Origin of the sequence: Actinoplanes sp. NBC_00393 (genome assembly GCF_036053395.1) — a bacterium.
In the GTDB taxonomy this organism is placed as follows: Bacteria; Actinomycetota; Actinomycetes; order Mycobacteriales; family Micromonosporaceae; genus Actinoplanes.
On record NZ_CP107942.1, the window covers coordinates 7,752,497 to 7,775,846 of the forward strand.

At 68.8% G+C, this 23,350-nt stretch carries 26 protein-coding genes; 13 read left to right on the top strand and 13 right to left on the bottom strand.

The genetic code is table 11. The features are described from left to right. Window positions 1-2 precede the first annotated feature (2 nt). Complete coding sequence (locus OHA21_RS35835; protein ID WP_328462660.1) at window positions 3-1,292, bottom strand: sensor histidine kinase; 1,290 nt, start codon at window positions 1,290-1,292, stop codon at window positions 3-5. Window positions 1,293-1,490: 198 nt separating this feature from the next. On the opposite strand from OHA21_RS35835, the gene phoU reads away from it, so the two are divergent. Next, entirely contained in the window at window positions 1,491-2,144 is a 654-nt protein-coding gene (gene phoU, locus OHA21_RS35840) for a phosphate signaling complex protein PhoU (RefSeq protein WP_328462662.1), read from the top strand. Window positions 2,145-2,252: 108 nt separating this feature from the next. On the opposite strand, the gene OHA21_RS35845 is transcribed toward phoU, so the two are convergent. Continuing rightward, a complete protein-coding gene (locus OHA21_RS35845) occupies window positions 2,253-3,002 on the bottom strand; it encodes a phosphoglyceromutase (protein ID WP_328462664.1) in 750 nt (249 codons plus the stop codon). A gap of 136 nt (window positions 3,003-3,138) precedes the next feature. Here OHA21_RS35845 and OHA21_RS35850 point away from each other — a divergent pair, with 136 nt between their 5' ends. Beyond that, on the top strand, window positions 3,139-4,401 hold the full coding sequence (locus OHA21_RS35850; protein WP_328478750.1) for an MDR family MFS transporter: 1,263 nt from the start codon (window positions 3,139-3,141) through the stop codon (window positions 4,399-4,401). A 903-nt stretch (window positions 4,402-5,304) separates the two neighbouring features. On the opposite strand, the gene OHA21_RS35855 is transcribed toward OHA21_RS35850, so the two are convergent. Both OHA21_RS35855 and mshA read right to left on the bottom strand, forming a co-directional pair. Beyond that, a complete protein-coding gene (locus OHA21_RS35855) occupies window positions 5,305-5,787 on the bottom strand; it encodes a YbjN domain-containing protein (RefSeq protein ID WP_328462666.1) in 483 nt (160 codons plus the stop codon). After that, window positions 5,781-7,079, bottom strand: a complete 1,299-nt coding sequence (gene mshA, locus OHA21_RS35860) for a D-inositol-3-phosphate glycosyltransferase (RefSeq protein ID WP_328462668.1) — start codon at window positions 7,077-7,079, stop codon at window positions 5,781-5,783. The genes OHA21_RS35855 and mshA overlap by 7 nt, the downstream gene beginning before the upstream one ends. 162 nt (window positions 7,080-7,241) lie before the next feature. On the opposite strand from mshA, the gene OHA21_RS35865 reads away from it, so the two are divergent. Together OHA21_RS35865 and OHA21_RS35870 are read left to right on the top strand one after the other, a co-directional pair. Beyond that, entirely contained in the window at window positions 7,242-7,997 is a 756-nt protein-coding gene (locus OHA21_RS35865; protein ID WP_328462670.1) for an SDR family oxidoreductase, read from the top strand. 1 nt (window position 7,998) lies between these two features. Beyond that, window positions 7,999-8,754 carry a class I SAM-dependent methyltransferase gene (locus OHA21_RS35870; protein WP_328462672.1) on the top strand — a complete coding sequence of 252 codons (756 nt, stop codon included), beginning with the start codon at window positions 7,999-8,001 and terminating at the stop codon, window positions 8,752-8,754. Here the strand turns inward: OHA21_RS35870 and OHA21_RS35875 are convergent. After that, on the bottom strand, window positions 8,739-9,137 hold the full coding sequence (locus OHA21_RS35875) for a response regulator (protein WP_328462674.1): 399 nt from the start codon (window positions 9,135-9,137) through the stop codon (window positions 8,739-8,741). The genes OHA21_RS35870 and OHA21_RS35875 overlap by 16 nt on opposite strands. Window positions 9,138-9,281: 144 nt before the next feature. Then, window positions 9,282-10,412: a S8 family peptidase gene (locus OHA21_RS35880; protein WP_328462676.1), complete on the bottom strand. Its 1,131-nt coding sequence runs from the start codon at window positions 10,410-10,412 to the stop codon at window positions 9,282-9,284. A gap of 349 nt (window positions 10,413-10,761) precedes the next feature. On the opposite strand from OHA21_RS35880, the gene OHA21_RS35885 reads away from it, so the two are divergent. Next, complete coding sequence (locus tag OHA21_RS35885) at window positions 10,762-10,974, top strand: DUF7455 domain-containing protein (protein WP_328462679.1); 213 nt, start codon at window positions 10,762-10,764, stop codon at window positions 10,972-10,974. Window positions 10,975-11,050: 76 nt separating this feature from the next. Next, the gene (locus OHA21_RS35890) at window positions 11,051-12,841 is read left to right on the top strand and encodes a sensor histidine kinase (protein ID WP_328462681.1); all 1,791 of its coding nucleotides are present in this window, start codon (window positions 11,051-11,053) and stop codon (window positions 12,839-12,841) included. Between the two features lie 42 nt (window positions 12,842-12,883). Here the strand turns inward: OHA21_RS35890 and OHA21_RS35895 are convergent, their stop codons facing one another. From OHA21_RS35895 to OHA21_RS35925, 7 genes are all read right to left on the bottom strand, one after another. After that, window positions 12,884-13,669: an SRPBCC family protein gene (locus OHA21_RS35895; RefSeq protein WP_328462683.1), complete on the bottom strand. Its 786-nt coding sequence runs from the start codon at window positions 13,667-13,669 to the stop codon at window positions 12,884-12,886. 79 nt (window positions 13,670-13,748) lie between these two features. Next, window positions 13,749-14,498 (bottom strand): hydrolase, encoded by a 750-nt coding sequence (locus tag OHA21_RS35900; protein WP_328462685.1) that lies wholly within the window; start codon window positions 14,496-14,498, stop codon window positions 13,749-13,751. Between the two features lie 150 nt (window positions 14,499-14,648). Beyond that, window positions 14,649-14,891, bottom strand: a complete 243-nt coding sequence (csrA, locus tag OHA21_RS35905) for a carbon storage regulator CsrA (protein ID WP_328462687.1) — start codon at window positions 14,889-14,891, stop codon at window positions 14,649-14,651. Between the two features lie 82 nt (window positions 14,892-14,973). Further along, window positions 14,974-15,411, bottom strand: a complete 438-nt coding sequence (gene fliW, locus OHA21_RS35910; RefSeq protein ID WP_328462689.1) for a flagellar assembly protein FliW — start codon at window positions 15,409-15,411, stop codon at window positions 14,974-14,976. A gap of 2 nt (window positions 15,412-15,413) precedes the next feature. After that, window positions 15,414-16,349, bottom strand: a complete 936-nt coding sequence (locus tag OHA21_RS35915; RefSeq protein ID WP_328462691.1) for a flagellin N-terminal helical domain-containing protein — start codon at window positions 16,347-16,349, stop codon at window positions 15,414-15,416. An 11-nt stretch (window positions 16,350-16,360) separates the two neighbouring features. Continuing rightward, window positions 16,361-17,842, bottom strand: a complete 1,482-nt coding sequence (gene flgK, locus OHA21_RS35920) for a flagellar hook-associated protein FlgK (RefSeq protein ID WP_328462693.1) — start codon at window positions 17,840-17,842, stop codon at window positions 16,361-16,363. Beyond that, the gene (locus tag OHA21_RS35925) at window positions 17,842-18,327 is read right to left on the bottom strand and encodes a flagellar protein FlgN (RefSeq protein ID WP_328462695.1); all 486 of its coding nucleotides are present in this window, start codon (window positions 18,325-18,327) and stop codon (window positions 17,842-17,844) included. The genes flgK and OHA21_RS35925 overlap by 1 nt, the downstream gene beginning before the upstream one ends. Before the next feature lie 248 nt (window positions 18,328-18,575). Here OHA21_RS35925 and OHA21_RS35930 point away from each other — a divergent pair, with 248 nt between their 5' ends. The 7 genes from OHA21_RS35930 (at window position 18,576) to fliE (ending at window position 23,350) form a co-directional block, all read left to right on the top strand. After that, on the top strand, window positions 18,576-19,781 hold the full coding sequence (locus tag OHA21_RS35930) for a flagellin N-terminal helical domain-containing protein (RefSeq protein WP_328462697.1): 1,206 nt from the start codon (window positions 18,576-18,578) through the stop codon (window positions 19,779-19,781). Between the two features lie 147 nt (window positions 19,782-19,928). Continuing rightward, window positions 19,929-21,326, top strand: coding sequence for a flagellar filament capping protein FliD (fliD, locus tag OHA21_RS35935; protein ID WP_328462699.1), 1,398 nt, complete (start codon window positions 19,929-19,931; stop codon window positions 21,324-21,326). 48 nt (window positions 21,327-21,374) lie between these two features. Continuing rightward, the gene (fliS, locus tag OHA21_RS35940) at window positions 21,375-21,749 is read left to right on the top strand and encodes a flagellar export chaperone FliS (protein ID WP_328462701.1); all 375 of its coding nucleotides are present in this window, start codon (window positions 21,375-21,377) and stop codon (window positions 21,747-21,749) included. Next, window positions 21,746-22,081: a hypothetical protein gene (locus OHA21_RS35945; RefSeq protein ID WP_328462703.1), complete on the top strand. Its 336-nt coding sequence runs from the start codon at window positions 21,746-21,748 to the stop codon at window positions 22,079-22,081. The genes fliS and OHA21_RS35945 overlap by 4 nt, the downstream gene beginning before the upstream one ends. A 185-nt stretch (window positions 22,082-22,266) precedes the next feature. Continuing rightward, complete coding sequence (locus tag OHA21_RS35950) at window positions 22,267-22,614, top strand: flagellar basal body rod protein FlgB (protein WP_328462705.1); 348 nt, start codon at window positions 22,267-22,269, stop codon at window positions 22,612-22,614. A 2-nt stretch (window positions 22,615-22,616) separates the two neighbouring features. Continuing rightward, window positions 22,617-23,009, top strand: coding sequence for a flagellar basal body rod protein FlgC (locus OHA21_RS35955; protein WP_328462707.1), 393 nt, complete (start codon window positions 22,617-22,619; stop codon window positions 23,007-23,009). 5 nt (window positions 23,010-23,014) lie between these two features. Continuing rightward, window positions 23,015-23,350, top strand: a complete 336-nt coding sequence (gene fliE, locus OHA21_RS35960) for a flagellar hook-basal body complex protein FliE (protein ID WP_328462709.1) — start codon at window positions 23,015-23,017, stop codon at window positions 23,348-23,350.

Sequence of the window (23,350 nt, forward strand, 5' to 3'; positions counted from 1 at the left end):
ACTCAGCGCCCGGCCACACCGGACTCGATCTCAATCGCCGTCGGTGACGACGAGGGGGACTCGGGGGACTCGGGGGGTCGCGCCGGTAGGCGCAAGGTGAACGTAGAACCGTCGCCGAGTGAACTGGTCACCGTGACGCGGCCACCGTGGTTGGTGGCGATGTGCTTGACGATGGCCAGGCCGAGGCCGGTTCCGCCGGTGGAACGGGACCGCGCCTGATCGGCCCGGTAGAACCGTTCGAAGATCCGGTCGACGTCGGTCGGCGCGATGCCGATGCCCTGGTCGGCGACGTCGATCTCGATCCAGTCGTCGCTGTGCCGCATGGCCAGCGAGACCTTGGTGTCCTCACCCGAATACGCGATGGCATTCTCGACGAGGTTGGTGACAGCGGTGGCGATCTGGCTGTCGTTGCCGTAGACCATGGAACCCTTCGGCCCCTCGTACACGATCTCGATGCTCTTGGCCGACGCCGTGGTCCTGGTCCGGTCGATCACCTCGGCGATGACCCAGTCCAGCGAGACCGGCTCGGGATGAGGCAACGGCTCGGCACCCTGCAGCCGGCTGAGTTCGAGCAGCTCGTTGACGAGGCGGCCCATCCGGGCCGACTCGTGGTGGATGCGCTCGGCGAACCGGCGGGCGGCCAGCAGGTCCTCGGACTGGGCCTCCGGAGTCGCGTCGGGAAGCTGGGTGGCGTCCAGCAGCGCCTCGGCCAGCAGCTGCAGCGCCCCGATCGGGGTCTTCAGCTCGTGGCTGACGTTGGCGACGAAGTCGCGGCGGACCCGGGCCAGCCGATGCGCCTCGGTGACGTCGGCGGCCTCGACCGCGACATGCGTCGCATTCAGGGCCACCGCACGCAGGTGCAGGCCCAGGGGAGCCTGAGCGCCACCGGCACGACCGCGGGGCAGATCAAGTTCAACTTCGCGGCGTACGCCGGTACGCCGGACCTGTCCGGCCAGTGTCCGCAGGATCGGGTGGGCCGCGATGGTGCCGGGCGCACCGCCGGAGCGGAGCAGGCCCATCGCCCGGGCCGCCGGGTTGACCAGCACCGGGTAGTCGTCGGCATCCAGGACGACGACCCCGACCCGCAGCGAGTCGAGGCTCTTACGACCGAGCCCCTTGAGGCCGTGCTTGCCCGCGGGCCGATCCTCGTCCGGTTCGATGGCTGTTCCCCCCTCCAACGGTCCCGGCTCGGCCGCGTCTCCCGGCCGGCGGACCCGGGCCAGAACCAGCCCCGCTCCCACACCGACGGCGAGCGCGGCTGAGATCAGGCCGACGGCAATTTCCCACTCCACGCTGCGATCGTAGGGTCATTGTTTACCTGAGCCATAGGGCCAATCGGGCAAACCGGGCGCACGTCGAATAATGTTCACCACTGCGCCCGGCGTCGTTCACCGCTGTTCACGTTCAGGCCGCTGTCCCGACCTAGCGTGAGCAGCACACACCGGCCGTCGCCTGAGGATCGGGCCGGCCCTGAGCACCGGGACCAGAACATGCGCGAGGAGTACCAGGCCGACCTCATCGAGGTGAGCCGCCTGCTGGTGACCATGTCAGAAGCAGTGCGTGCCGCACTCCGCAAGGCGACGAGCGCGCTGCTGACCGCGGACCTCAAGGCCGCCGAAGCGGTGATGGAGCGGGACGCCGAGATCGACGCGATCTACGAGCAGGTCGAGGCCAAGGTGGCGGACACCATCGCCCGGCAGGCGCCGGTCGCCGGCGACCTGCGCCGGGTGATCACCGCCCTGCACATCTCGGCCGACCTGGAGCGGATGGGCGATCTGGCCGAGCACGTGGCGAAGACCGCGTCGCGCCGGCACCCGTCCCCCGCCGTGCCGGCCGAGCTGCGCCCGACGTTCCAGCAGATGGCGGAGGTGGCGGACCGGATGGCGGAGAAGATCACCACGCTGCTGCGCGATCCGGACGTCGCGGTGGCCGCGGAGCTGGACAAGGAGGACGACGCGATCGACGACCTCGAGCGTCACCTCTTCAAGATCATGCTGGACGACGACTGGCCGTACGGCGCGGAGACCGCGATCGACGGCGCGCTGCTCGGCCGCTTCTACGAGCGCTACGCCGACCACGCGGTGAACATCGGCGAGCACCTGATCTACCTGATCACCGGGGAGCCGGCGAACGCGCAGAGCTGATATCGATCCCCGCTCGCGCCTGCCGCGCGGCCAGGGATCCGGGGCCGGGACGCCACGGGGGCGTCCCGGCCCTCGTCGTTCTACTTTCCTTTTACTTCCGGTTCCCTTTTACTTCCGGCCCTGGTTGGCCACCGCGGCGGCGGCTTCCTCGGCGGCCTTCGGGTCGAGGTACTTGCCGCCCTTGGTGATCGGGCGCAGGTTCTCGTCCAGGTCGTAGCGCAGCGGGATGCCGGTCGGGATGTTCAGCTTGGCGATCGCCTCGTCGGAGATGTCGTCGAGGTGCTTCACGATGGCGCGCAGCGAGTTGCCGTGCGCCGCGACCAGGACCGTCTTGCCGGCGCGCAGGTCCGGGACGATCTGGTCGTACCAGTACGGCAGGGCGCGCTCGAGCACGTCCTTCAGGCACTCCGCCTTGGGCAGCACCTCCGGCGGAAGGTTCGCGTACCGGGCGTCGCCGAACTGGGAGTACTCGGAGTCGTCCTCGATCGGGGGCGGCGGGACGTCGTACGACCGGCGCCAGAGCATGAACTGCTCCTCGCCGTACGTCTCCAGGGTCTGCTTCTTGTCCTTGCCCTGCAGGGCGCCGTAGTGGCGCTCGTTGAGCCGCCAGTGGCGCTTGACCTCGATCCAATGCCGGTCGGTGATGTGCAGGGCGATCTCGCTGGTCCGGATCGCGCGGCGCAGAAGGCTGGTGTGCACCACGTCGGGCAGCACCCCCTGCTCCTTGAGCAGCTCGCCGCCGCGCCGGGCCTCGTCCTCACCCTTGGCGTCCAGGTCCACGTCGACCCAGCCGGTGAAGAGGTTCTTGGCGTTCCACTCGCTGTTGCCGTGCCGCAGCAGCACCAGGGTTCCAGTCATGAACACATCTTCCCCCGTGGCCATGGGCGATGTGCGGGCCACCCGGTACGTGTCCGCCGCCACAGCGAAACCCGGTTGCGCCGCCCCCTAGGTTGTAAGGGACTCAGTCTTGAACAGCACTTACCCGGGAGGCGTCGTGCGGGGTTGGTTACGGCAGGCCGCCGGAGGACTGCCACGGCAGTTCTGGTTCCTCTGGGCCGGCACCCTGATCAACCGCCTCGGCGCCTTCGTGGTGCTGTTCCTGAGCATCTACCTGACCGGGGAGCGGCACTTCACCCAGAGTCAGGCCGGCATCATCCTCGGCCTGTACGGGGTGGGCGGCGCGATCGGCACCATGACCGGTGGTGTCCTGGCCGACCGCTGGGGCCGGCGGCCCACCATGCTGACCGCCCAGTTCGGCGCGGCGGCCCTGATGCTCACCCTGGGTTTCGCGCACACGTACGCCCAGATCGCCGTCGTCACCCTGCTGCTCGGCCTGTTCGCCGAGGGGGTCCGGCCGGCGTTCTCGGCGATGATGGTCGACGTCGTCCCGGACCGGGACCGCGTCCGGGCGTACTCGTTGAACTACTGGGCGATCAACCTGGGCTTCGCGCTCGCCGCGGTTGCGGCCGGGTTCGCCGCGCAGTTCGACTACCTGCTGCTCTTCGTCGTGGACGCGGGCACCACGCTGATCACCGCGATCATCACGGCGATCTTCCTGGCCGAGACCCGGCCGGCCCGGGTGCACGGCGCGGGCCCCGCCCTCGCCGGCGGCGGCATCGGCACCGCGCTGAAGGACCGGGTCTTCCTGATCTATCTGCTTCTCACCCTGGCGTCGGTGCTGGTGATCCTGCAGCACGCGTCGACACTGCCCATCGCGATGCTGGCCGACGGGTTCTCGGCGGCCACCTACGGCCTGGTGATCGCGGTCAACGGCGTACTGATCGTGCTCGGCCAGCTCTTCGTGCCGAAACTCATCGAAGGGCGCGACAGCGCCCGCGTCCTGGCGCTCGCCGGTCTGATCATCGGCGTCGGGTTCGGGCTGGTCGCGCTCGCCGAGACGGCCTGGATGTTCGCGATCACGGTGATCATCTGGACGCTCGGCGAGATGCTGCAGTCACCCAGCAACGCCGCCACCGTCGCGGCCCTGTCGCCACCCGCGCTGCGCGGTCGCTACCAGGGGCTGAACTCGCTGACCTGGTCCATCGGTACGGCGATCGCACCGGTCCTCGGCGGCCTGATCCTGCAGAAGGGCGGCGACGCCGTGCTGTGGGCGGGCTGCTTCGTGCTCTGCGCGCTGGCCTCGGTGGGCCAACTGCTGGCCGGTCCCGCCCGCGCCCGGCGGGCCGAGCAACAGCGCCGAGCCGAAGCCCGCGCCATCGAGCTCGCCGCCGCCCGAGCTTCCGTGCCCACCTCCTGACGCCCCCGACCCAGCTGTCACCCAGCGTCGCCTCCCGCCCGCTGAAGCAGCAGCGACGGTCAGCCCGGCACGCCCGGCTGCCCCCCACGGTCGCCTCCCGCCCACTGAAGCAGCAGTGACGGTCAGCCCGGCACGCCCGGCTGACCCCCACGGTCGCCTCCCGCCCACTGAAGCAGCAGTGACGGTCAGCCCGGCACGCCCGGCTGACCCCCACGGTCGCCTCCCGCCCACTGAAGCAGCAGTGAGAGCCAGCTGGACTGGATCAACGCCCGGGCTGACTGGATCGCCGACCGGATAGGTGGGTTCGGTAGGGATGGGGCGGAACCTCGCAGCCCTCGCTAAGGGAACACTTCGGACGCCGCGTGTTTCCGAGCACAGAAATGCGCGCGCCAATTGCTTGGTCGCGCGCAAATGAAACAAGCCGGAAACAAAAGCGCCGGCGGCGGCGGACGACACCCATCCCCATAGGCGCCGCCCGCACTAACCGCCGGTCTCGGGTCGCGCCGTCCCCCAACGGCTCATGCCACCCGTCCCCAAACGCCGATCCGCGGCGATCGTTGCCGATCGACCCGTTCCCCGAACTAACGGCTCGGCGTCCATCGACCACGCTAGTTGGGGCAGTCAAGCCTCACAAGCCGATTTCGTGTCGACATCTGTCTCAACCGTCACAATCGCCGACAACCAACCGATCGGAGGATCCGCCAATCACTCGTCCGGGCTTGTGGGCATGGAAAAAATTACTAGGCTTCTCGCTCGATCGGCGAACCCGGCGAATTGCGCGCTGTCCGTCGCCACCAGCCCGGGACCGGCCGCATCGTGGCCATCCTCAGTGGACTCGGTTCGCTCGACAATCTTCCGTTCATCAATTTTCCCAGCCGGTAAAGAACCGATCTTGGTGGCCGGTTAGTCGGCGGACTCGGCCAGATGCTTGAACGCCTGCAGGTTGGCGAGTGATTCGCCGCGTTTGACCCGCCACTCCCACTCCCGGCGGATCGACGTGCCGAAGCCGATCTCCAGCATCGTGTCGAACGACTCGTCGGCGTAGGTGAGCACCGAACCGAGGAGCCGGTCCAGCTCGTCCTCGTCCAAGCCCTTCAGCGCGACCCGGCCGGTCAGATAGACGTCGCCGACCGCGTCGATCGAGAACGCGACCCCGTACATCCGGGCGTTGCGCCGCAGCAGCCAGGCCCACAGGTCCTCGTGCCGTTCGTCCGGCCGGCGCATGACGAAGGCCTCGATCCGCAGCGCGTGCGCGCCGACGATCAGGTTGCAGGCCGTCTTGAGTTTGTGCGTGCCGGGGAGGGAGACGACGTACGAGCTGTCGCCTGTGGACTCCCACTCCAATTCGCGGTCGGTCAGGACCCGTTCGATCAGTTCCGTCACCATGCGAAGGTCGCTCCCTCGAGTCGCGCCGTGATCAGCGCCCGGTGCTCAACCATCGCGTCACGGTAGACCCGCAGCAGCGATTCGGCAGTGCGGTCCCAGGAGAAGCGGGACGCGTGGGCGACGGCTCCCGCGGCGAGCCGGTGCCGGTAGCCGGGTGCGTCGAGCAGCCGTTCCAGAACCCGGGCCCAGTCGGCCGGGTCGTGTCCGTCGACGAGCACGCCGCTGATCCCGTCCCGGACCGCGGTGACCAGCCCGCCCACCGCGGCCGCGACGACCGGGGTGCCGCAGGCCTGCGCCTCGAGGGCGACCAGTCCGAACGACTCGTTGTACGAGGGGACGGCGACCAGGTCGGCGGCCCGGTACAGGGCGGCCAGGTCGGCGCCGGTCTGCGGGGGAAGGAACACGACCGAGTCGGAGACGCCGAGCGAGGCGGCCAGTTCGATCAGTGACCGGGGCCGGTCCAGGCCGGTGCCGCTGGGACCGCCACAGATCACCACGGTCACGTCGGAGGCGCTGCGGCGGCGCATCTCGGCGACCGCGGAGATCAGCACGTCAGGCGCCTTGAGCGGCTGGATCCGGCCGACGAACGCCACGATCCGGCCGTTCTCCGGCAGCCCGAAGCGGGCCCGGTCGGCGGCGCCCGGACGGAACCGGCGCAGGTCGACGCCCGGTTGCACGACGCTGACCCGGGCCGGGTCGGCGTCGTAGTGGGTGATCAGGTCCTGCGCCTCGAACCGGGTGTTCGCCACCAGGTGGTCGGACTCCGCGACGACCTGTTCCTCACCGATCAGACGGGCTTTGGGCTCCGGCCGGTCACCGTCCGCAAGGTACTGGTTCTTCACTTTTGCGAGGGTGTGCGCGGTGTGTACGTGCGGCACGCCCCAGCGTTCCCGGGCCAGCCAGCCGACCTGCCCGGAGAGCCAGTAGTGCGAGTGGATCAGATCGTAGTGGCCGGGCGGGTGTGCGGCCTCGGCCCGCAGGACGCCGTTGGCGAAGGCGCACAGCTGCGATGGCAGCTCCTCCTTGGCCAGGCCCTCGAACGGGCCCGCGGTGACGTGCCGGACATGCACGCCGGGCAGCATCTCGACCATCGGCGGAAGGCCGCTGGCGGTGGCCCGGGTGAAGATCTCCACCTCGACGTTGCGCTCGGCGAGGCGCTTGGCGACCTCGACGATGTAGACGTTCATGCCGCCGGCGTCACCGGTGCCCGGTTGCTCCAGCGGCGACGTGTGCACCGAGAGGGTGGCGATGCGCCGTGGGGCGGGCCACCCGCCGGCCCGTAGCTGTGCCACGTTTACCCCCTCCGCGTCGAATGAAGAAGTCGAGTAGAAAAACTTGTTGCGCCAACGTTCATCTTCCCCATCGGCGCTCACCGAACCACGGCGCAGCCGACCGGGGGTGATCCAAGTCATTGCGGGAGGGGGGTGATCAGGCAGGTGCGGGAGGATCGGAGCATGCAGAACATCGCTGTCGTGACCGGCGCATCCAGCGGGATCGGGGCTGCCACGGCCCGCAGGCTCGCCACCGAGGGATTTCACGTGGTCGCCGCGGCCCGGCGTGCTGACCGGCTGGCCGAGCTGGCCGAGGAGATCGGCCCGAACGCCACCGCCGCCGAGTGCGACGTGACCTCGGACGATTCGGTGGCCCGGCTGGCCGAGCTGGTGGCCGGCCTGGGCGGTCCGCTCACGGTCCTGGTCAACAACGCGGGCGGCGCCCGCGGACTGGATCCGGTCGCGGCCGGGTCGGTCGATGACTGGCAATGGATGTACGACGTGAACGTCCTCGGCACGCTGAGGGTCACCCAGGCGCTGCTCCCGGCACTGGAGGCGAGCGGCGCCGGCACGATCGTGACCGTCGGGTCGACCGCGGCCTTCACGGTCTACGAGGGCGGCGGTGGGTACACCGCGGCCAAGCACGCCCAGAACGCGCTGGTCGGGACACTGCGGCTGGAACTGTCCGGCAAGCCGATCCGGGTGATCGAGATCGACCCCGGCATGGTGCGTACCGACGAGTTCTCGCTCAAGCGGTTCGGCGGCGATCAGGCGAAGGCGGACTCGATCTACGACGGGGTCAAGGAGCCGCTGGTCGCCGACGACATCGCGGACGTCATCGCGTTCGCCGCGACCCGGCCGCAACACGTCAACATCGACCGCCTGGTGATCCGGCCGATCGCCCAGGCGGCCCAGCACAAGGTGCACCGGGAGAAGTAGGTTGAAGCCGGTCGGCGCGATCACCCGGGGGACGACCAATCCCAACCGGCTGCGACGGGTCGACAACTTCATCGCGTACCGATGTGAATCGATCTTGAAGGATGCCGCGCGGCCGCTCGTGATCGACCTGGGCTATGGCGCCACGCCGGTCACGGCGGTGGAACTCCGCGGCCGCCTGGCGGCCGCGGTCCGTGCGGATGTCGCGGTCGTCGGTCTGGAAATCGATCCGGTACGCGTGAGCGACGCCCAGCCGTTCGCGGACCCGCCGTGGCTGGAGTTCCGGCGCGGCGGGTTCGAGCTGGCCGGCCTGGCTCCGGTGGTGGTGCGCGCGTTCAACGTGCTGCGACAATACGCCGAGGACGAGGTGGCCGCGGCCTGGCGCACGATGACCTCGACCGGCGCGCTGCTGGTCGAGGGCACCTGCGACGAGCTGGGACGGATCGCCACGTGGACGGTCGTGGAGGATGGCGTACCTCGTACGCTCACTCTTTCCGCCCGGCTGGCGGCGCTGCAGCATCCGGCGATCTTCGCGGAGCGGCTGCCGAAGGCGCTGATCCACCACAACGTGCCCGGGCATCCGGTGCACGAGCTGCTGCAGGCGCTGGGCCGGGCGTGGGAGACCGAGGCCAGCCCGTTCGGGCCGCGCCAGCGATGGCTGGCCACGGTACGCCGGATGCGTACCGAAGGGTGGCCGGTGCTGGACGGCCCGGCCCGATGGCGGCTGGGTGAGCTGACCCTCCCCTACCCCGCGGGCTGAGAAAGCACCGCCTTGAGCGCCTCGAGCAGGGCGTCCGCGGTGAACGGCTTCTTCACCAGCAGCGCGTCCGCGCCGACCAGGCCCTTCGTGACCGCGATGTCCTTGGGCAGCCCGGAGATGAAGACCACGCCGAGTCCGGGCCGCAGATCGACGGCGGTGTCGGCCAGCTCCCCACCCGAGGCGCCGGGCAGGGTCAGGTCGGTGACCAGCGCGGCGATCTCGCCCGGATGCTCCCGGCAGACCGAGAGCGCCTCTTCCGGATCGCCGGCCACCAGCGTCGCGTATCCGCGGCGCTCCAGCATCCGGCGCATGATGTCGCGCAGGTCCTCTTCGTCGTCGACGACCAGGACAGTCGGCCTCTCGGCGACCGGCGCCTCGGACATGTCGGTCCTCCTCGGGCTGGGGTCGCCTTCACGCTATCCGTCGGCCGGGGGTCGCGTACGGCACTTGGGCGGCCCCGCGCACCTGGTTCGGCCCACCCGGCGGCTGCCGGGTGGGCCGGTGCGGCTCGGCCCGCGTCGGCCGGGTCAGGCGGCGTCGGCCAGGTGGCCGGTGAAGAGCATGCGGTTCGGCGAGTCGGTGCCCGGGTCGCGGACCAGGTCGGTGCCGGCGTTCGCGACCAGGTCGTCGCGGACCTGCTGCGGCGTCCAGTCCGGGTGGGCGGCGAGCTCCAGCGCGATCGCGCCGGCGACGTGCGGCGTCGCCATCGAGCTGCCGCTCATCAGCGCCACCGCGGAGTCCGAGTCCTTGCCCGCCGACATGATGTTGACGCCGGGAGCGAACAGGTCGACACAGCTGCCGTAGTTGGAGAAGGACGCCCGGGCGTCGGCCATGTCCACCGCGCCGACCGTGATCGCGGCTGCGGTGCCGGCCGGCGAGAAGTCGCAGGCGTTCTGGTTCTCGTTGCCGGCCGCGACCGCGTACGTGATGCCCTTGTCGATGGACCGCTCGATGGCCGCGTCCAGCGTCCGGCTGACCGGGCCGCCCAGGCTCATGTTCGCCACCGCGGGCAGCTTCGCGTTCGCGGTCACCCAGTCGACGGCCGCGATGAAGGCGGTGTACGAGCCGTAGCCGTCACAGCCGAGCACCTTGAGCCCGACGAGCTTGACGTCCTTGGCCACGCCGTACGTGGCGCCGCCGACCGTGCCGGCGACGTGCGTACCGTGCCCGTGGCAGTCGTCGGCGACCGCGTCGCCGTCGACGAAGTCCCAGCCGTCGACCGCTCGCCCGCCGAACTGCTGGTGACTGGTGCGGATGCCGGTGTCGATCACGTACGCGGTGACGTCCGCGGCGGACCGGTAGGTGTAGGTGCTCGACAGCGGCAGCGAGCGCTGGTCGATCCGGTCCGCTCCCCACGGCACGTACCCGGACTGCCGGCCGGCCGTGGTGATCGTCGCGTCCTGCTCGACGTACTGGACAGCGGGGTCAGCGGCGATGCGGCGCGCCTGGGCGGCGGTCGCGCTCAGATGAAAGCCCTCGACGGCGGCCGAGTAGTTGTCGAGAACCGTTCCGCCGTATTCGCGGACCAGTTCCTGGGAAGCTGAGGTGATCCGGCCCGCCCCGGCGGAGCCCGGATCGAGTACGACGATGTAGCTGCCGGGGATGGCCCCGGCGGCGCCCGCGCCGCTGATCACGCCGGCGGCGGGTGCGGCTTCCACGGCGGACGCCGCCAGGGGAAGGCCGAAAAGTACGGTGGTTGCGGCGCTCGCGGCGGCTACGGAACGGGCGGCCAGACGACGGGCGTCGGTACCGAACAAAGCATCGTCCTCTCGGTTGCGCTCGAGGCCCCGGGGTATGCCGCAAGCAACTTGAGAGAAATGCTGAAAAGGAAGGGGAGCAGAACCGGGTACGCCCGGGTTGCGCCCAAGGTGCGGTGTTCACGACCGGTAGGGATCGGCCGGATCACACCGGTGAACCTCTAAGCCCACCGTGCCGCGGGCCGAATCTCACGCTGTCAGGACCGCTGCACCGCCACCGATGCAAGGCCCACTGAGCAAGGAGAGCGATATGACCACCCTGCTGTCGCCCGAGATCGACACCGTCGGCGAGCTGACCGAGCGCTGCGATCGCTGCGGCGCGGCCGCCAAGTTGGAGGTCGCCCTGACCAGCGGCGGCGAACTGGCGTTCTGTGGCCATCACGCCAACCGGCACCAGGCCGACATCCTCAAGGTCGCGAGCAAGGTGCGCCTCGAGGAGGGCTTCGACTGGGCGGGCAAGTAACCGCCTGCTCCGGTAGGCCGCGTTATGCTCTTTCCCTCACGTCTTGGGGGTATATGTGCATATCGCGGCGCATGGCGTGGGCAGGCTGTCCCGGCTGATCGCCGGGTGCGCCGGGGTCACGGTCGCCGTTCTCGGCGCCCTGGACACGCGCACGCTCGACGACGGCGCACCGCCGGGCGGGGTGATCCCCGACCCGGCGGTATCGCTCGTTCCGGCCGGGATCGCGCTGCTGCTGCAGGTCCTGCCGGTCACCGGTGAACGCGCCACCCGTACGCGTACCGCCGCTGCTGCACTGTTCGCCCTGGTCGCCGCCGCCCTCGGCGCTGCGGCCCTGGCCGATCATCCGGCCGCTTCGGTCGCCGTGCTCCTCGCCGGCCTGGCGCTCGCCACCCTCGACCTGCGGCTGAGCCCCCGCTCCGGGATCGTGGCCTTCCGGATCGCCGACCCCCTTCTGCTGGGCGCCGCCATCATCGCGCTGGTCGCCCTGGTCCCCCGGCTCTTCGCGCCGACGTTCCCGGCCGGCGGCGGACCCGACGGCGTCATGCCGCTGTCCATGGCCGGGTCGCTGCTCCTGCTGACCACCGGCACCATCCTGGCCCGGCCGGAAACCGGGCCGTTGCGCACCCTGGACGACTCGGGACCGCGCATCGCCGTACGCCGACTCGCCCCCGCCCTGATCGCCGCGCCCCTCATCGCCGCGCTGGTGAGCGCTTTTGCCGTGCGCACCGGGATCAGCCGCCCGGCTGCCGCGGTGAGCACCGGGGTGATCCTGGCCGCGCTCGCGCTCCTCGCGCTGCTCGCCTACCTGGTCCGCACCCTCGACCGGGCCGACCGGCGGCAGCGTCACCTGGTCGCCGAACTGCGCGATCGGCAGGACTTCGCCCAGACGCTGCTGCAGTCGATGAACGAGGCCGTCATGGTCCTCGACGTCAACTACCGCGTGATCGACGTGAACCGGCGGTGGCGGGAGCTGACCGGGCACGACGACTTGGTCCCCGACCCGCCGCCGCTGCCGCCGCCCGGCACCGGACAGGACTGGACGATCCCGCGGGCCGACGGCACCGAGGTGCCGGTGCTCGCCACCATGGCCGCCATCCCGGACGCCGCCGGCTCGACCCGCGGATATGTCGCGACCTGCGTGGACATCGCCGAACGCAAGCGCGCCGAGAACGCCCTCACCGAGCACGCCGCCGAACTGGAACGCGGCAACGCCCAGCTCGCCGCGGCGCTCACCTTCAAGAACGACCTGACGTCGATGCTTACCCACGACGTGGCGCAGCCGATCAGCTCCATCGCCAGCCTCGCCGAACTGCTCTGCGCCGACTGGGCCGACCTGCCGGACGACATCCGGCTGGAGCTGGCCACGAAGATCGACAAGAACACCCGCCGGCTCATCAAGATGATGAACGACCTGCAGCTGCTGTTCCGGCTGGACACCGGGACGGTCACCGCCCGCCGGGTGCCGGTGCCGCTGCTCGAGGTGGTGGAGGCGGTCAGCGCCGCGATCGGGGACGAGGGCGACGTGGAGATCGCGATCGACGAGGAGCTGACCGCGCTCGCCGACCGGGGGCACCTCACCGTCGTGGTGGAGAACCTGCTGAAGAACGCGCTCGGGCACGGGTCGCCGCCGATCCACGTACGGGCCGACCGGCGGGACGGCGGAGTGCTGCTGACGGTTCAGGACAGCGGCACCGGCATCCCCGAGGAACTGCTGCCCAACCTCTTCGGCCGCTTCATCCGGGGCTCCGGCCTGGGTCTGTTCATCGTCCGCCACCTGGTCGAGGCGAACGGCGGCTCGGTTCGGTACGAGCACGCCGTACCCCGGGGTGCTCGCCTGCTGGTGACCCTGGAGGGCGCGCCCGCATAGCAGGAAGGCCGGCCAATGGCCGGCCTTCGCGTTTCGGCGGACTCAGCCGCGCTCCTCCTCGTTGACCATGCCGCTGCCCCACATGTCGGCCCGGCTGGTCCGGCCGCCCATCGGGGCGCTGCCGGCCGCGCGCATCTCGCGCTCCAGGTCCTGGGCGCCGCGGATGCCCGACGGACTCTTCAGATCTGCGGTGGTCGGCGCGTTGTGCAGAGGGTTGTCGGTGAGGCCGGTGCCGGTCGGGTCGGCGTTGCCCAGGTCGGCCGTACCGGTGTCCCAGCCCGCGCCCGGACCGACCGAGCCGGCCTGGCGGTTGCGGATACGCGCGGCGACCGAGGCCGGCGACGCGGGATCCCGGGTGAGCATGCCGCTCAGCGACTTCGCGCTGGCGCCGGTCGGAATCGGGCGGCCACCCAGCACACCGCTCTCGACCAGACCCTTGAACGTGGTCAGGTCGGCCTTGAGACGGCGGTTCAGCGACTCCTGCCCGTGCCGGTCGCTCGGCATGAGGAACGCGATGTCAGCCTCCAGCTGCGCGACGACCTGGGTCTTCGTCTCGCCCATCGGGCGTAACGTGATCGTCTCGGCCAGCAGTGGCCCCTCCATGGTCGACCAGGAGACCCGCTCGTCCGGCGACCGCTCGATGATCTGGGCGTCGAACTCCCGGCGCTTGCCGTCGACATCCATGATCCAGTGCGTCTGATCAGCCCCGGTCGCCGTCACCTGACGCACGCCGGTCATGAATCGCGGGTAGTTCTCGAATGCCGCGAGCTGCTCGTACACCGTGTGCACCGGTGCGCTGACCTCGATAGCCTGCTGAACCATACTCATCGCAACTCTCCCCTGCTGATGGACCCGGCATCACAGAGAGTACGGAGACGAACGCAAGTCGTGTTCGGTTTCGCCTTTCTCAGAGGCGGCGCAGGTACTGCCAACGTCCGACCTCGGCGGCGTATCGAGCGTCGCTCGCGGGAACCACTGTCACGCCCGCATCGCGGAACATCTCCACCATTCGCGCAGACGGGCTTCGCCAGGCTTCGCTGATCTCCACCACGGTGCCGGTGGTCCGGCACGCCGCGGTCAGTTCGCCGACCAGCGCCGGGCTGAGCACGCTGTCCTCGATGCCGGCCTGCGCCAGCAACGCGAGCGGGCGGGCCAGCTGCGACGGCACGTACCGGGAAGCCCGCTCGAGGCCCCGCACGGTGGCCGTGACCAGCGCCTCGGCCACCTGCTCCGCGGTGAGGGCGCCGGAGTTCATCCGCAGCCGGATCTCCCGGGCGTCGAGCAGCTCGGCGCCGTACGGCAGCCCGGAAACCGCGACCGAGAGCGCGTCCAGCTGAGCCAGGTCGGACGGCAGGGCCAGCCAGCCATCCGGCCGCACGACCTCCACCTCGACGGCGACCCGCAGCCGCAGCTCGGTGCGGTGCCGGGCCCGGCGAACGGCATCGGCGTAAGCGGTCAGCCAGGTGGTGTCCGGCCCGGCCTGATCGGCGAAGGTGAGCGCGGTGAGGCCGGCCCGGTCAGCGGCCGAGACCACCACACCGACGGCATCCCGGCCGGCCGCGAAACCGGTGTGCACATGGGCATCCACCGTCAGATCCAGCGCCGAGGCGGTACCGACCGCGCCGCCACCGATTACTGATTCGCGTTCTGCGCCCAACGCTCGCTCCCGAAGATGAAGGGACGGGATATCCGCCTGAGGAAGAGAGTGCGGGTTCCGCGTTGTCCGCGAGGTCGGCAAGCCGGTGCAAGCGAGGTGCGAGGCGAACGGGAACGCCCGCCGCGCGATGCGCGACGGGCGTCCTCAATCTCACTCGTCCGTGTCGGACTTCTCCAGCATCCTGGTCAGGGCGTGGACGGCGTCCTCGGTGGGTGAGGCGGCCGCGCGGTTCGCGTCCTGGAGCTCGCGGTACACCTCCTCACGATGGACCTGCACGTCGCGAGGAGCCTGAATACCCAGCCGGATGACATCGCCACGGGCTTCGAGCACCGTGATGACGACGTCGTCGCCGATCATCACGCTCTCCCCGGCCCGCCGGGTCAACACAAGCATCGGTGCCCTCCTCCATCCATGGAACGGACAGCATGGCAAAGGCGCGGCCGCGAGGAAACACGGCCGCGCCTGCAACGGAGGGTCAGAAGTTCCGGTTCATGATCGCGCGGACCGGGTAGTTCGACCCGGTGAGGACGACCTGCATGGCACGCATGCTGTCGCGGTCCACCACGATCGGGGCGAGCAGGTTCGCGGATGTCTGATCCGTGCCGGCGGTGATCACCGTGAGCAGCAGCAGACGGTCCGGGTCCTTCGTGTTCAGGGCGGCGAACACCTCGTTGTCGATCTCCGGGGCGTACTCCGGGAAGAACGGCTCGGGCGGCGCGACCAGAAAGCGCAGCTCCGGGTTGTCGATCGACGTGAAGGCGTACAGCAGGCCTTCTTCGTTGAGTCGCACCAGAACGAACTCCCGGTGAGCCGGGAACCCGGGCATAGGCACCGCCATCGAGATGGTCGGCAGGCCCAGCGACGGGTCGGTCATGGTGGCCTCAGTCAGTCGGGTGGCGGTGCGGATACTCATGGTCACCTCAGGAAATCGATGAGCGAGGGCTGGATCACCTTGGCCGTGGCGGCCAGGGCGGCCTGATACGAGGTCTGCTGGAGCTGCAATTCCATGATCGCCTTCGGCAGGTCGACATCCTCGATATCGGATAGCTGCGACGACACGGACATCAAGCGATCCTCAGCGGACTGCTTCATCTGGGTAACCCGATTGTATCGGGCACCTACGTCCGAAAGAGTGGAATTCAGGAGACCAGAGGCCTTATCGAGATTGGCCAGACCTTCGGTGATGGAGTCACTATCACCGTCGCGCATGGCCGTGACGAGAGAATCGAGGACATTGAACAACTGCTCCGGGTTCTTGACCGGATTGCCGTTCTCGTCGTCCACCGTCTCGGCACCGAAAACCTCGGGACCCCGAACGTCCACCCGTACCTTGGCGTTCGGGCCGATGGCCCGCAGGACCTTGCCCTCCTCCTCGCCGGCGTAGGTGCCGGTCGCGCCGTAGGCGGTGGCCTCGGGCGTGGCGCCACCGAAGACCGGCCGGTCCAGGTACTTGGTGTTCGCGAACTGGATCAGCGTGCCTCTGATCTGCTCGATCTCGGCCGCCCGGGCATTGTTCGCCTCGGGCGTGCTGCCGCCTCCCGCGCTGGCCGCGGCGAGCGTCAGGTCGCGGACCTTGGCAACCAGCGAGGACGCGCTCTGCAGGGTGTCCTGGACCGTGCCGAGCCGGCCCAGGGCATCGTCCGCATTCGCCGAATATTTTTTGTTCGCGCGCACTTCTCCACGTAACTGGAGTGCGGTTACGGTACCGGTCGGAGAATCCGACGGGCGATGCAGTTGCTTGCCACTCGAAATCTGATCCTGCGCGGTCTGTGTCCGGCTCAGATTTCGCTGCAGACTCGCCATTGTCCGGGTACGGACACTGCTTTCCGTAACACGTGGACTGCTGCTCATGGGCGGAACTCCTACCTACCGACCAGGCCGGTCCGGTTGATCAATTGGTCGAGCATCGAATCAATCGTGGTGAGAACACGGGAGGCCGCTTCGTAACCGCGCTGATAGGTGAGCAGGTTGGTCATCTCCTCGTCGAGGTTCACCCCCGACTCCGAGTCCCGGGCGGCATCCACCTGGTCCGTGACGGCGTTCTGGATGTCGCGCCGGCGCATCGAGGACTGCGCGGACACGCCGAGATCACCGATCAGCTGCTGGTACTCGGCGTCCGCTCCGGTCCGCGAGGTGGACAGGTCGGAGATGCTGTCGGCGACCGTGCCGTCCAGGATCTTGGTCGGTGTGTTGACGCCCAGCGGGTCACCCGACGAGACGGCGAGCGTGGTCGCGTTGACGGCGGAGTTGACCGTGATGTTGGCGGCGGAGAGCGGCAGCCCGTTCCCGGAGACGAAGAACGCCACACCGGGCGTGCCGTCGGCGCCGTACGCAGGATCATGCACGTCGCCGTTGACATCCGTACCGCCCTGCGTCCGGGCGTTGATGTCGGTCGCCAGCTTGGTAGCAACGGTGTTCAACCGCTTCACCATCGCGTCCAGTGTGCCGTCGGCAGCGAGCAGTTCCATGTTCGCGCCGATGGTCCCGCCGGCGGCGACCGGAGCCTCGGTGTCCGTCCACCGCAGGTTGACGTCGAGGTCTGCCCCGTCCGGGTCCAGATCCTCCAGCCGGAGCGCGCTGCCGGGCGCGATCTCGATCTGCCGGGTGTTGAACTCGCTGACCAGCGGCGCGCTGCCGACGTAGACGCTGATCGCCCCGTTCGGCAGTTCCGTCGCGGTTGCGCCGGTCAGTTCGGCCAGCTTGAGCATCTGCATGCCCCGCTGGTCCTGCAGCTCGTTCGCCTGCAGGCCGGCCGCGGTCGCCACCACGATCTCCTTGTTCAGCTTGGCGATCGCGTCGGCGGCCTTGTTCACGTCCTTGACGTACGTGTCCAACCCCAGCCGGGTGGACTGGTACTGGTTGTTCAGCGAGGCCGACGCGTCGTTCAGCGTCGCGGCGACCGTCGTGGCCTGCTCGAGCAGAGCCGCCTTGGGCGCAGCCTTGTCCGGGTTGGCGGCCACGGAGTTCCAGCCGTCCCACATGTCCTGCAGCCGGCCCTGCAACGCGGTGTCACTGGGTTCGCCGAAGACGTCCTCGATCAGGTTGTACGCCGCGGCCCGCTCGTTGTGGTAGGCCGAGTTGGCGTGCTCGGTGAAGCTGCGCTGGTCGAGCGCGGTGTTACGGAGGCGCTCCACCGAGGAGACCGTGACGCCGCTGCCGACCGCGCTCGTGGTCGAGTAGATGCCGGGCACCAGGTTGGCGTTCTGGGATTGCATGACGACCCGTTGCCGGGTGTATCCCTCGGTGCTGGCGTTGGCGATGTTCTGACCTGTGACGTCCAAGCCCCGGCGCTGCGCGTAGAGCGAGGTGAGCGCCGTGTTGAGTCCACCGAATGTGCTGCCCATCAGATCGCCTCATCAACGAGAGTGGGGCGCCGGACGGCGCCGCTGACGGTCTGGCCCTGCGGTCCGTACGTTTCCACAGTCTCGGCGAACGCGAGCATGGTTTCGCGAGCCGCGCGCTGACCCGCGGTGAGCAGGTCGCGGTTGACGTCGGCCAGGGCCCGGATCTCCGACGTCAGCATCAGGAACGCCTTACGGTGCTGGTGCAGCAGATCCGACCAGGGATCGGGTGCCGCATCGGCGAGCTCACCCAGCGAGGCGTCCGACGCCAGGCCGAGTTCGGCGGCGACCTCCTGGGCGTACGCGGCCCGGATGACCTCGGTCTGCCGGATCTGGTCCAGCACCACCTCGACCTCACGGGTGGCGTGGCTGAGCCAGCGTGACCGGTTGGACGCGAGGAGCAGCTGCTCCTCCTCAAGCTTGAACAACAGCATCTCGAGCAGCTCACGTGAACGCCACAGGACGCTGGCCAGGTCGGTCAGGCTCACCCGGTCCTCCGTCGTATCGCTGGTCGGGCTCGCCCCCTCGGCAGGCCCGCTCATTCGGACAGGTCGGCACATCCGCCGTACCGCTGAGCGGTTTCCGACTATCGGTACTTACCCGGTTAGCCCGAAAAGCCCGAGAAAATCTCGGAGAATCCTCAGGGCCGCTCGGCGACCCGCCGAATGGATGTGGCGTAACACCACGGCTCATGGACGGGCCGGTTCAGGACCCCACTCAAGGAGGAACAACCCAAATGGGTCTTCGTATCAACCAGAACATCGCTGCCCAGAACGCCTACCGGAACCTGTCGGTGACCGACAACCAGATGTCGAAGTCGCTCGAGAAGCTGTCCAGCGGCTTCCGGATCAACCGGGCGGCGGACGACGCGGCCGGCCTCTCGATCTCCGAGGGCCTGCGGGCGCAGACCGGCGGCCTCAAGGTCGCGGTCCGCAACGCTCAGGACGCGATCAGCGTCGTGCAGACCGCTGAGGGCGCGCTGAACGAGGTCACCAGCATGCTCCAGCGCATGCGTGACCTCGCCGTCCAGGCCAGCAACGCTTCGCTCGACAACGACGCGAAGAACGCTGCCCAGATGGAGTTCGACCAGCTGGCCGCCGAGATCGACCGGGTTGGCGACACCACCGCGTTCGGCAAGTCGAAGCTGCTCAACGGCACCTTCGGCAAGACCGAGGAGGTGACCACGGACTCGACCGCGAAGGTGCAGTCGATCCCGGCCGGCACCTACTCGTTCCAGATCACCGAGCTGGGTGGCAAGGACCTGGCCGCTACCGGCGACGAGATCACGGTTTCGGTGACCACCACCGCCACGTCGACGAGCGCCAAGGATCTGACCGACGCGTTCAACGCCGAGCTGAAGAAGCAGCTGCGCGACAACGACTACAACGGTGACGAGATCTCGATGTCCTTTGAGGTCGCCGCCGACGGTAGCGGCGCCAGCTTCAAGGCCTCCGGGTCCAAGGAGTTCACCGTCGCCAACAACGTCGGTGGCATCCTCCAGGACACCGACAGCGATGTGATCGAGGGCAGCACCAACGGTGACTTCCAGATCGGTGCCAACGCCGGCGAGAAGCTGAACGTCTCCATCGGTGCGGTCACCAGCGCGGCGCTGGGGGTCAACAACCTCGACCTGAAGCGGGCCGCTTCCGGGACCGACCCGTCGGGCGCCGCCGAGGCGATCAGCGCGTTGGACAACGCGATCAAGAGCATCTCCGACCAGCGCGCCTCGCTCGGTGCTTTCCAGAACCGTTTCGAGCACACCATCAACAACCTCAACGTGGCGGTGGAGAACCTCTCCGCCTCGGAGTCCCGCATCCGGGACACCGACATAGCCCAGGAGATGGTGTCGTTCACCCGCAACCAGATCCTGACCCAGGCCGGCACCTCGATGCTGTCGCAGGCCAACCAGGCCTCGCAGAACGTGCTGTCGCTGCTGCGCTGACCGTGGCCGATTCGCTAACCGAATAGCCACCGTCGACAACTGAATCTGGCCCGAGAACGGCCGAACAGATGGGGGTAGCCGGCACGCCGGCTACCCCCGACCATTCCCGCCAGTCCACCCGTTTCCCGCCAGGAAAGCAGGCCTCTCATGACCAGCTCAATTGACGGACTCGTCAGCGGTCTCAGCACGTCGTCCATGATCAGCCAGCTGATGCAGGTGGAAGCGGCTCCGCAGACCAAGCTCAAGACCAAGGTGAAGACCGCGGAGACCGCGGTCGCCTCCTACCAGTCGGTCAACTCCAAGCTCAAGGCCTTCAAGTCGGCCGCGGACGAGCTCGGTCAGCTCAGCACCTGGCGGGCGGTCAAGGCCACCTCCAACTCCGACACGGTCACCGCAACGGCGGCCAAGAGCCTGTCGAGCGCCGCAGGAAGCGTCACTTTCGACGTCAAGCAGCTGGCCAAGTCCCAGGTCACCAGCCTGCACGTGGACACCACCGCGGTACTCAACACGTCGCTGACCATCACGCCGCCCGGCAAGTACAAGACCGACGGCACCTGGGAGGCCGGCACGCCGATGGTCGTCAACGTCGAGGCGCCGGCCACCGGGACCGCTGCGGACCTCGTCGCCGCGGTGAACGCCAAGGGTCTCGACGTCCGGGCGCACCTGGTCAAGACCGCCGACGGCACCGGTGTCATGCAGTTCACCTCGTCGAAGACCGGCGCCGAGTACGGCTTCACGGTCCAGGGCCTGGAGAACAAGAACCTCGACGGCGACAATCAGCCGGTGACCACGGCTGCCCAGAACGCCGTCCTCAAGCTCGCCGGCGCCGGTGGCTACGAGGTCACCAGCAGCACCAACACCTTCACCGGGCTCCTGCCGAACGTGACCGTGGTGGTCTCCAAGGAGACGACCGGTGTCACCGTGGACGCGACTCCGGACGTGAGCGGTATCGCCGCCAAGGTGCAGGCCATGGTCGAGGCGATGAACGCGACGCTGACCGAGGTCAAGACGCAGACCGCGTACGACCCCGCGACGAAGGCCAGCTCGCCGCTGACCGGTGACTTCATGGTCCGGGACATGACCCAGTCCATCCTCGGCGCGGTCAGCACCGGTCTGTCCGAGTACCCCAACCCGCGGTACGACAAGAACGGGCCGGTCGACTCGGTCGCCAACCCGAAAACACTCCCGTTCGGCTCGCTGAGCCAGCTCGGCATCGAGCTCAGCCGGGACGGGCAGCTCACCTTCGACTCGGCGGCCTTTACTGCCACCTACAACGCGGACCCCGCCAGGGTGCAGGGCGCGTCCATCGCGCTCGCGGAGAAGTTCGAGAGCCTGGCCGACAAGCGGCAGACCAACGTCACGGCTGTGATCACGGGCCGGAAGAACGAGATCGACTCGATCAACGACCAGATCAGCAACTGGGACATCCGCCTCACCAACCGCCGTGAGGCTCTCCAGCGCCAGTACGCCGCCCTGGAGACCGCCCTCGGCAAGCTCAACAACCAGTCCAGCTGGCTCTCCGGCCAACTGGCCGGTCTCGGCTGATCCTCAGCCTGAATCCCGCCCATTCAGTCAGTACTGACGAGGAGACCGATGACCGCCCCGCACCTCCGCGATCGCTACCTGCAGGACTCGATCAACACCGCGTCGCCCGGGAAGCTCCTGGTGATGCTCTACGACCGGATGATTCTCGACCTGATGCAGGGTGAAGAAGCTCTGCGCACCGGGGAACGCGAGATCGCGAACGAGAAGATCAACCACGCTCAGGAGATCGTGCTCGAGCTGCGTACCACGCTGGAGATGGACGCCTGGGAGGGTGCGCCGGGCCTGGCCAACCTCTACGGCTTCATCCTCACCGAGCTGATCGGGGCCAACATCAAGCGCGACGCCGACCGTGTCGCCGGCTGTCGCAAGCTGCTGGAGCCGCTGCGCGACGCGTGGCGCGAGGCTGCGTCGGCCGGGACATGAGCGCCGCGACGCAGGCGGTGGACTGGCGGGGCGCCTGGGCCGCCGCACTGGACGAGCTCGAGATGGATGTCGAGGCCGTCGAGGCGATGCTTCTCGACGAGCGCCGCATCGCCGAGACGCCGCCGTCGGACCTGTGGCGCCCGCCGACCGAGCTGGGTGCCCTGCCGCTGGAGCTGCGGCCCCGGGCGGACGCGATCCTCACCCGGCAGCTGGCCGCCGCGGAGGAGCTGGCCCGCCGGCTCACCGCCAACCGGCAGCAGTCGGCGATGACGGCCCGGATCGAGACCGGCGAGGCGGTCAAACGCCCCGTCTACCTGGACTGCGCGATGTAACGAAGAGCCGAGAACGTCCCGGACCCCACCGCGGGGTCCGGGACGTTTTCGTGTGCAACCTCGCAGCAACCGGTTGGGACTCAGCGGATCGGCGGTCACGCCGAACTGCATGGTACGAGCACGGATTGCTCAGGTAACGAAGCCAAGGATCGGCGACATGACGGATATCGACTAGGGGAGACACCTTGTTCGACGACCGCTCGTCGTCTGCACTGCGCGTAGCTGTCGCGGGTCTCGCGGCCCGGCAGACCGCCATCGCCAACAACATCGCAAACATCGAAACCCCCGGCTACCGGGCGCGTAAGGTCAAGTTCGAGGAGGCGCTGAGCAGCGCCGTTGCCCGTGGCGACTCGCCGGCCGGGGTGACCCCGAGCATGCAGACGTCGCTGGAGCCGACCCGGCTCAACGGCAACAACGTCAACCTCGACCACGAGACGCTGCAGCACATCGACACCACGATGCGCTACCAGCTCACCATCCGTGCGCTGGACGGCAAGTACAACTCGCTGCGCGAAGCCATCAAGGGGGCCTGAGGATGAGCATCTTCAACGCGATCGGCGTAGCCGGCACCGGCGTCACCGTGTACCGCAAGTGGCTGGACGCGGTGGCCGACAACATCGCCAACGTCAACACCACCAGCCGTACGTCGGAGAACGCCTTCCAGGCGCGCTACGTCCAGGCCCAGGCGGCGCAGGACGGCAACGGCGCCCAGGTCGGCGGCATCCACTACGGCAGCGCCGAGGGCATCCTGGCGTACGAGCCGGACAACCCGCTCGCCGACGCCGAGGGCTATGTCCGCCGGCCGGACATCGACATGGGCAGCCAGATGGCCCAGATGATGATGGCGCAGCGCTCCTACCAGGCCAACCTTTCCGTCGTCGACCGGGCGCGGGACTCGTACACGGCCGCCATCAACCTCGGGAAGTGATCAGAGTGACGTCACCGATCGGCCCGATCGGCGGCTTCTCCGGTATCGAAGGCATCGGTGGAACCAATTGGTTCCCCGATGCCGCCGAGTCCGGCAAGACCGCCGCGGCGCAGGGCCCGAACGCCGACTTCGCCGGGATGCTCGCCCAGGGCATCGAGAACGTCCAGGCGGCCCAGACCAAAGCCAGCGACCTGGCGGTTCAGGTCGCCGACGGCACTTTGAAGGACCCGGCGCAGTACACCATGGCGGCCACCGAGGCGTCCCTCGGACTGCAGCTGACCATGGCCATCCGGAACAAGGCTGTCGAAGCCTTCCAAGAGATCATGAGGATGCAGGCCTGA

Excerpts from the sequence above, each read along its gene's own strand:
- OHA21_RS35865 (WP_328462670.1), top strand. The coding sequence starts at position 7,242 with ATGCAGAACATCGCTGTCGTGACCGGCGCATCCAGCGGGATCGGGGCT.
- fliD (WP_328462699.1), top strand. The coding sequence starts at position 19,929 with ATGACCAGCTCAATTGACGGACTCGTCAGCGGTCTCAGCACGTCGTCC.
- OHA21_RS35915 (WP_328462691.1), bottom strand. The coding sequence starts at position 16,349 with ATGAGCAGCAGTCCACGTGTTACGGAAAGCAGTGTCCGTACCCGGACA.
- OHA21_RS35885 (WP_328462679.1), top strand. The coding sequence starts at position 10,762 with ATGACCACCCTGCTGTCGCCCGAGATCGACACCGTCGGCGAGCTGACC.
- OHA21_RS35895 (WP_328462683.1), bottom strand. The coding sequence starts at position 13,669 with ATGAGTATGGTTCAGCAGGCTATCGAGGTCAGCGCACCGGTGCACACG.
- phoU (WP_328462662.1), top strand. The coding sequence starts at position 1,491 with ATGCGCGAGGAGTACCAGGCCGACCTCATCGAGGTGAGCCGCCTGCTG.
- OHA21_RS35875 (WP_328462674.1), bottom strand. The coding sequence starts at position 9,137 with ATGTCCGAGGCGCCGGTCGCCGAGAGGCCGACTGTCCTGGTCGTCGAC.
- OHA21_RS35955 (WP_328462707.1), top strand. The coding sequence starts at position 22,617 with ATGAGCATCTTCAACGCGATCGGCGTAGCCGGCACCGGCGTCACCGTG.
- OHA21_RS35945 (WP_328462703.1), top strand. The coding sequence starts at position 21,746 with ATGAGCGCCGCGACGCAGGCGGTGGACTGGCGGGGCGCCTGGGCCGCC.
- flgK (WP_328462693.1), bottom strand. The coding sequence starts at position 17,842 with ATGGGCAGCACATTCGGTGGACTCAACACGGCGCTCACCTCGCTCTAC.
- OHA21_RS35930 (WP_328462697.1), top strand. The coding sequence starts at position 18,576 with ATGGGTCTTCGTATCAACCAGAACATCGCTGCCCAGAACGCCTACCGG.
- OHA21_RS35855 (WP_328462666.1), bottom strand. The coding sequence starts at position 5,787 with ATGGTGACGGAACTGATCGAACGGGTCCTGACCGACCGCGAATTGGAG.
- csrA (WP_328462687.1), bottom strand. The coding sequence starts at position 14,891 with ATGCTTGTGTTGACCCGGCGGGCCGGGGAGAGCGTGATGATCGGCGAC.
- OHA21_RS35845 (WP_328462664.1), bottom strand. The coding sequence starts at position 3,002 with ATGACTGGAACCCTGGTGCTGCTGCGGCACGGCAACAGCGAGTGGAAC.
- fliW (WP_328462689.1), bottom strand. The coding sequence starts at position 15,411 with ATGAGTATCCGCACCGCCACCCGACTGACTGAGGCCACCATGACCGAC.
- fliS (WP_328462701.1), top strand. The coding sequence starts at position 21,375 with ATGACCGCCCCGCACCTCCGCGATCGCTACCTGCAGGACTCGATCAAC.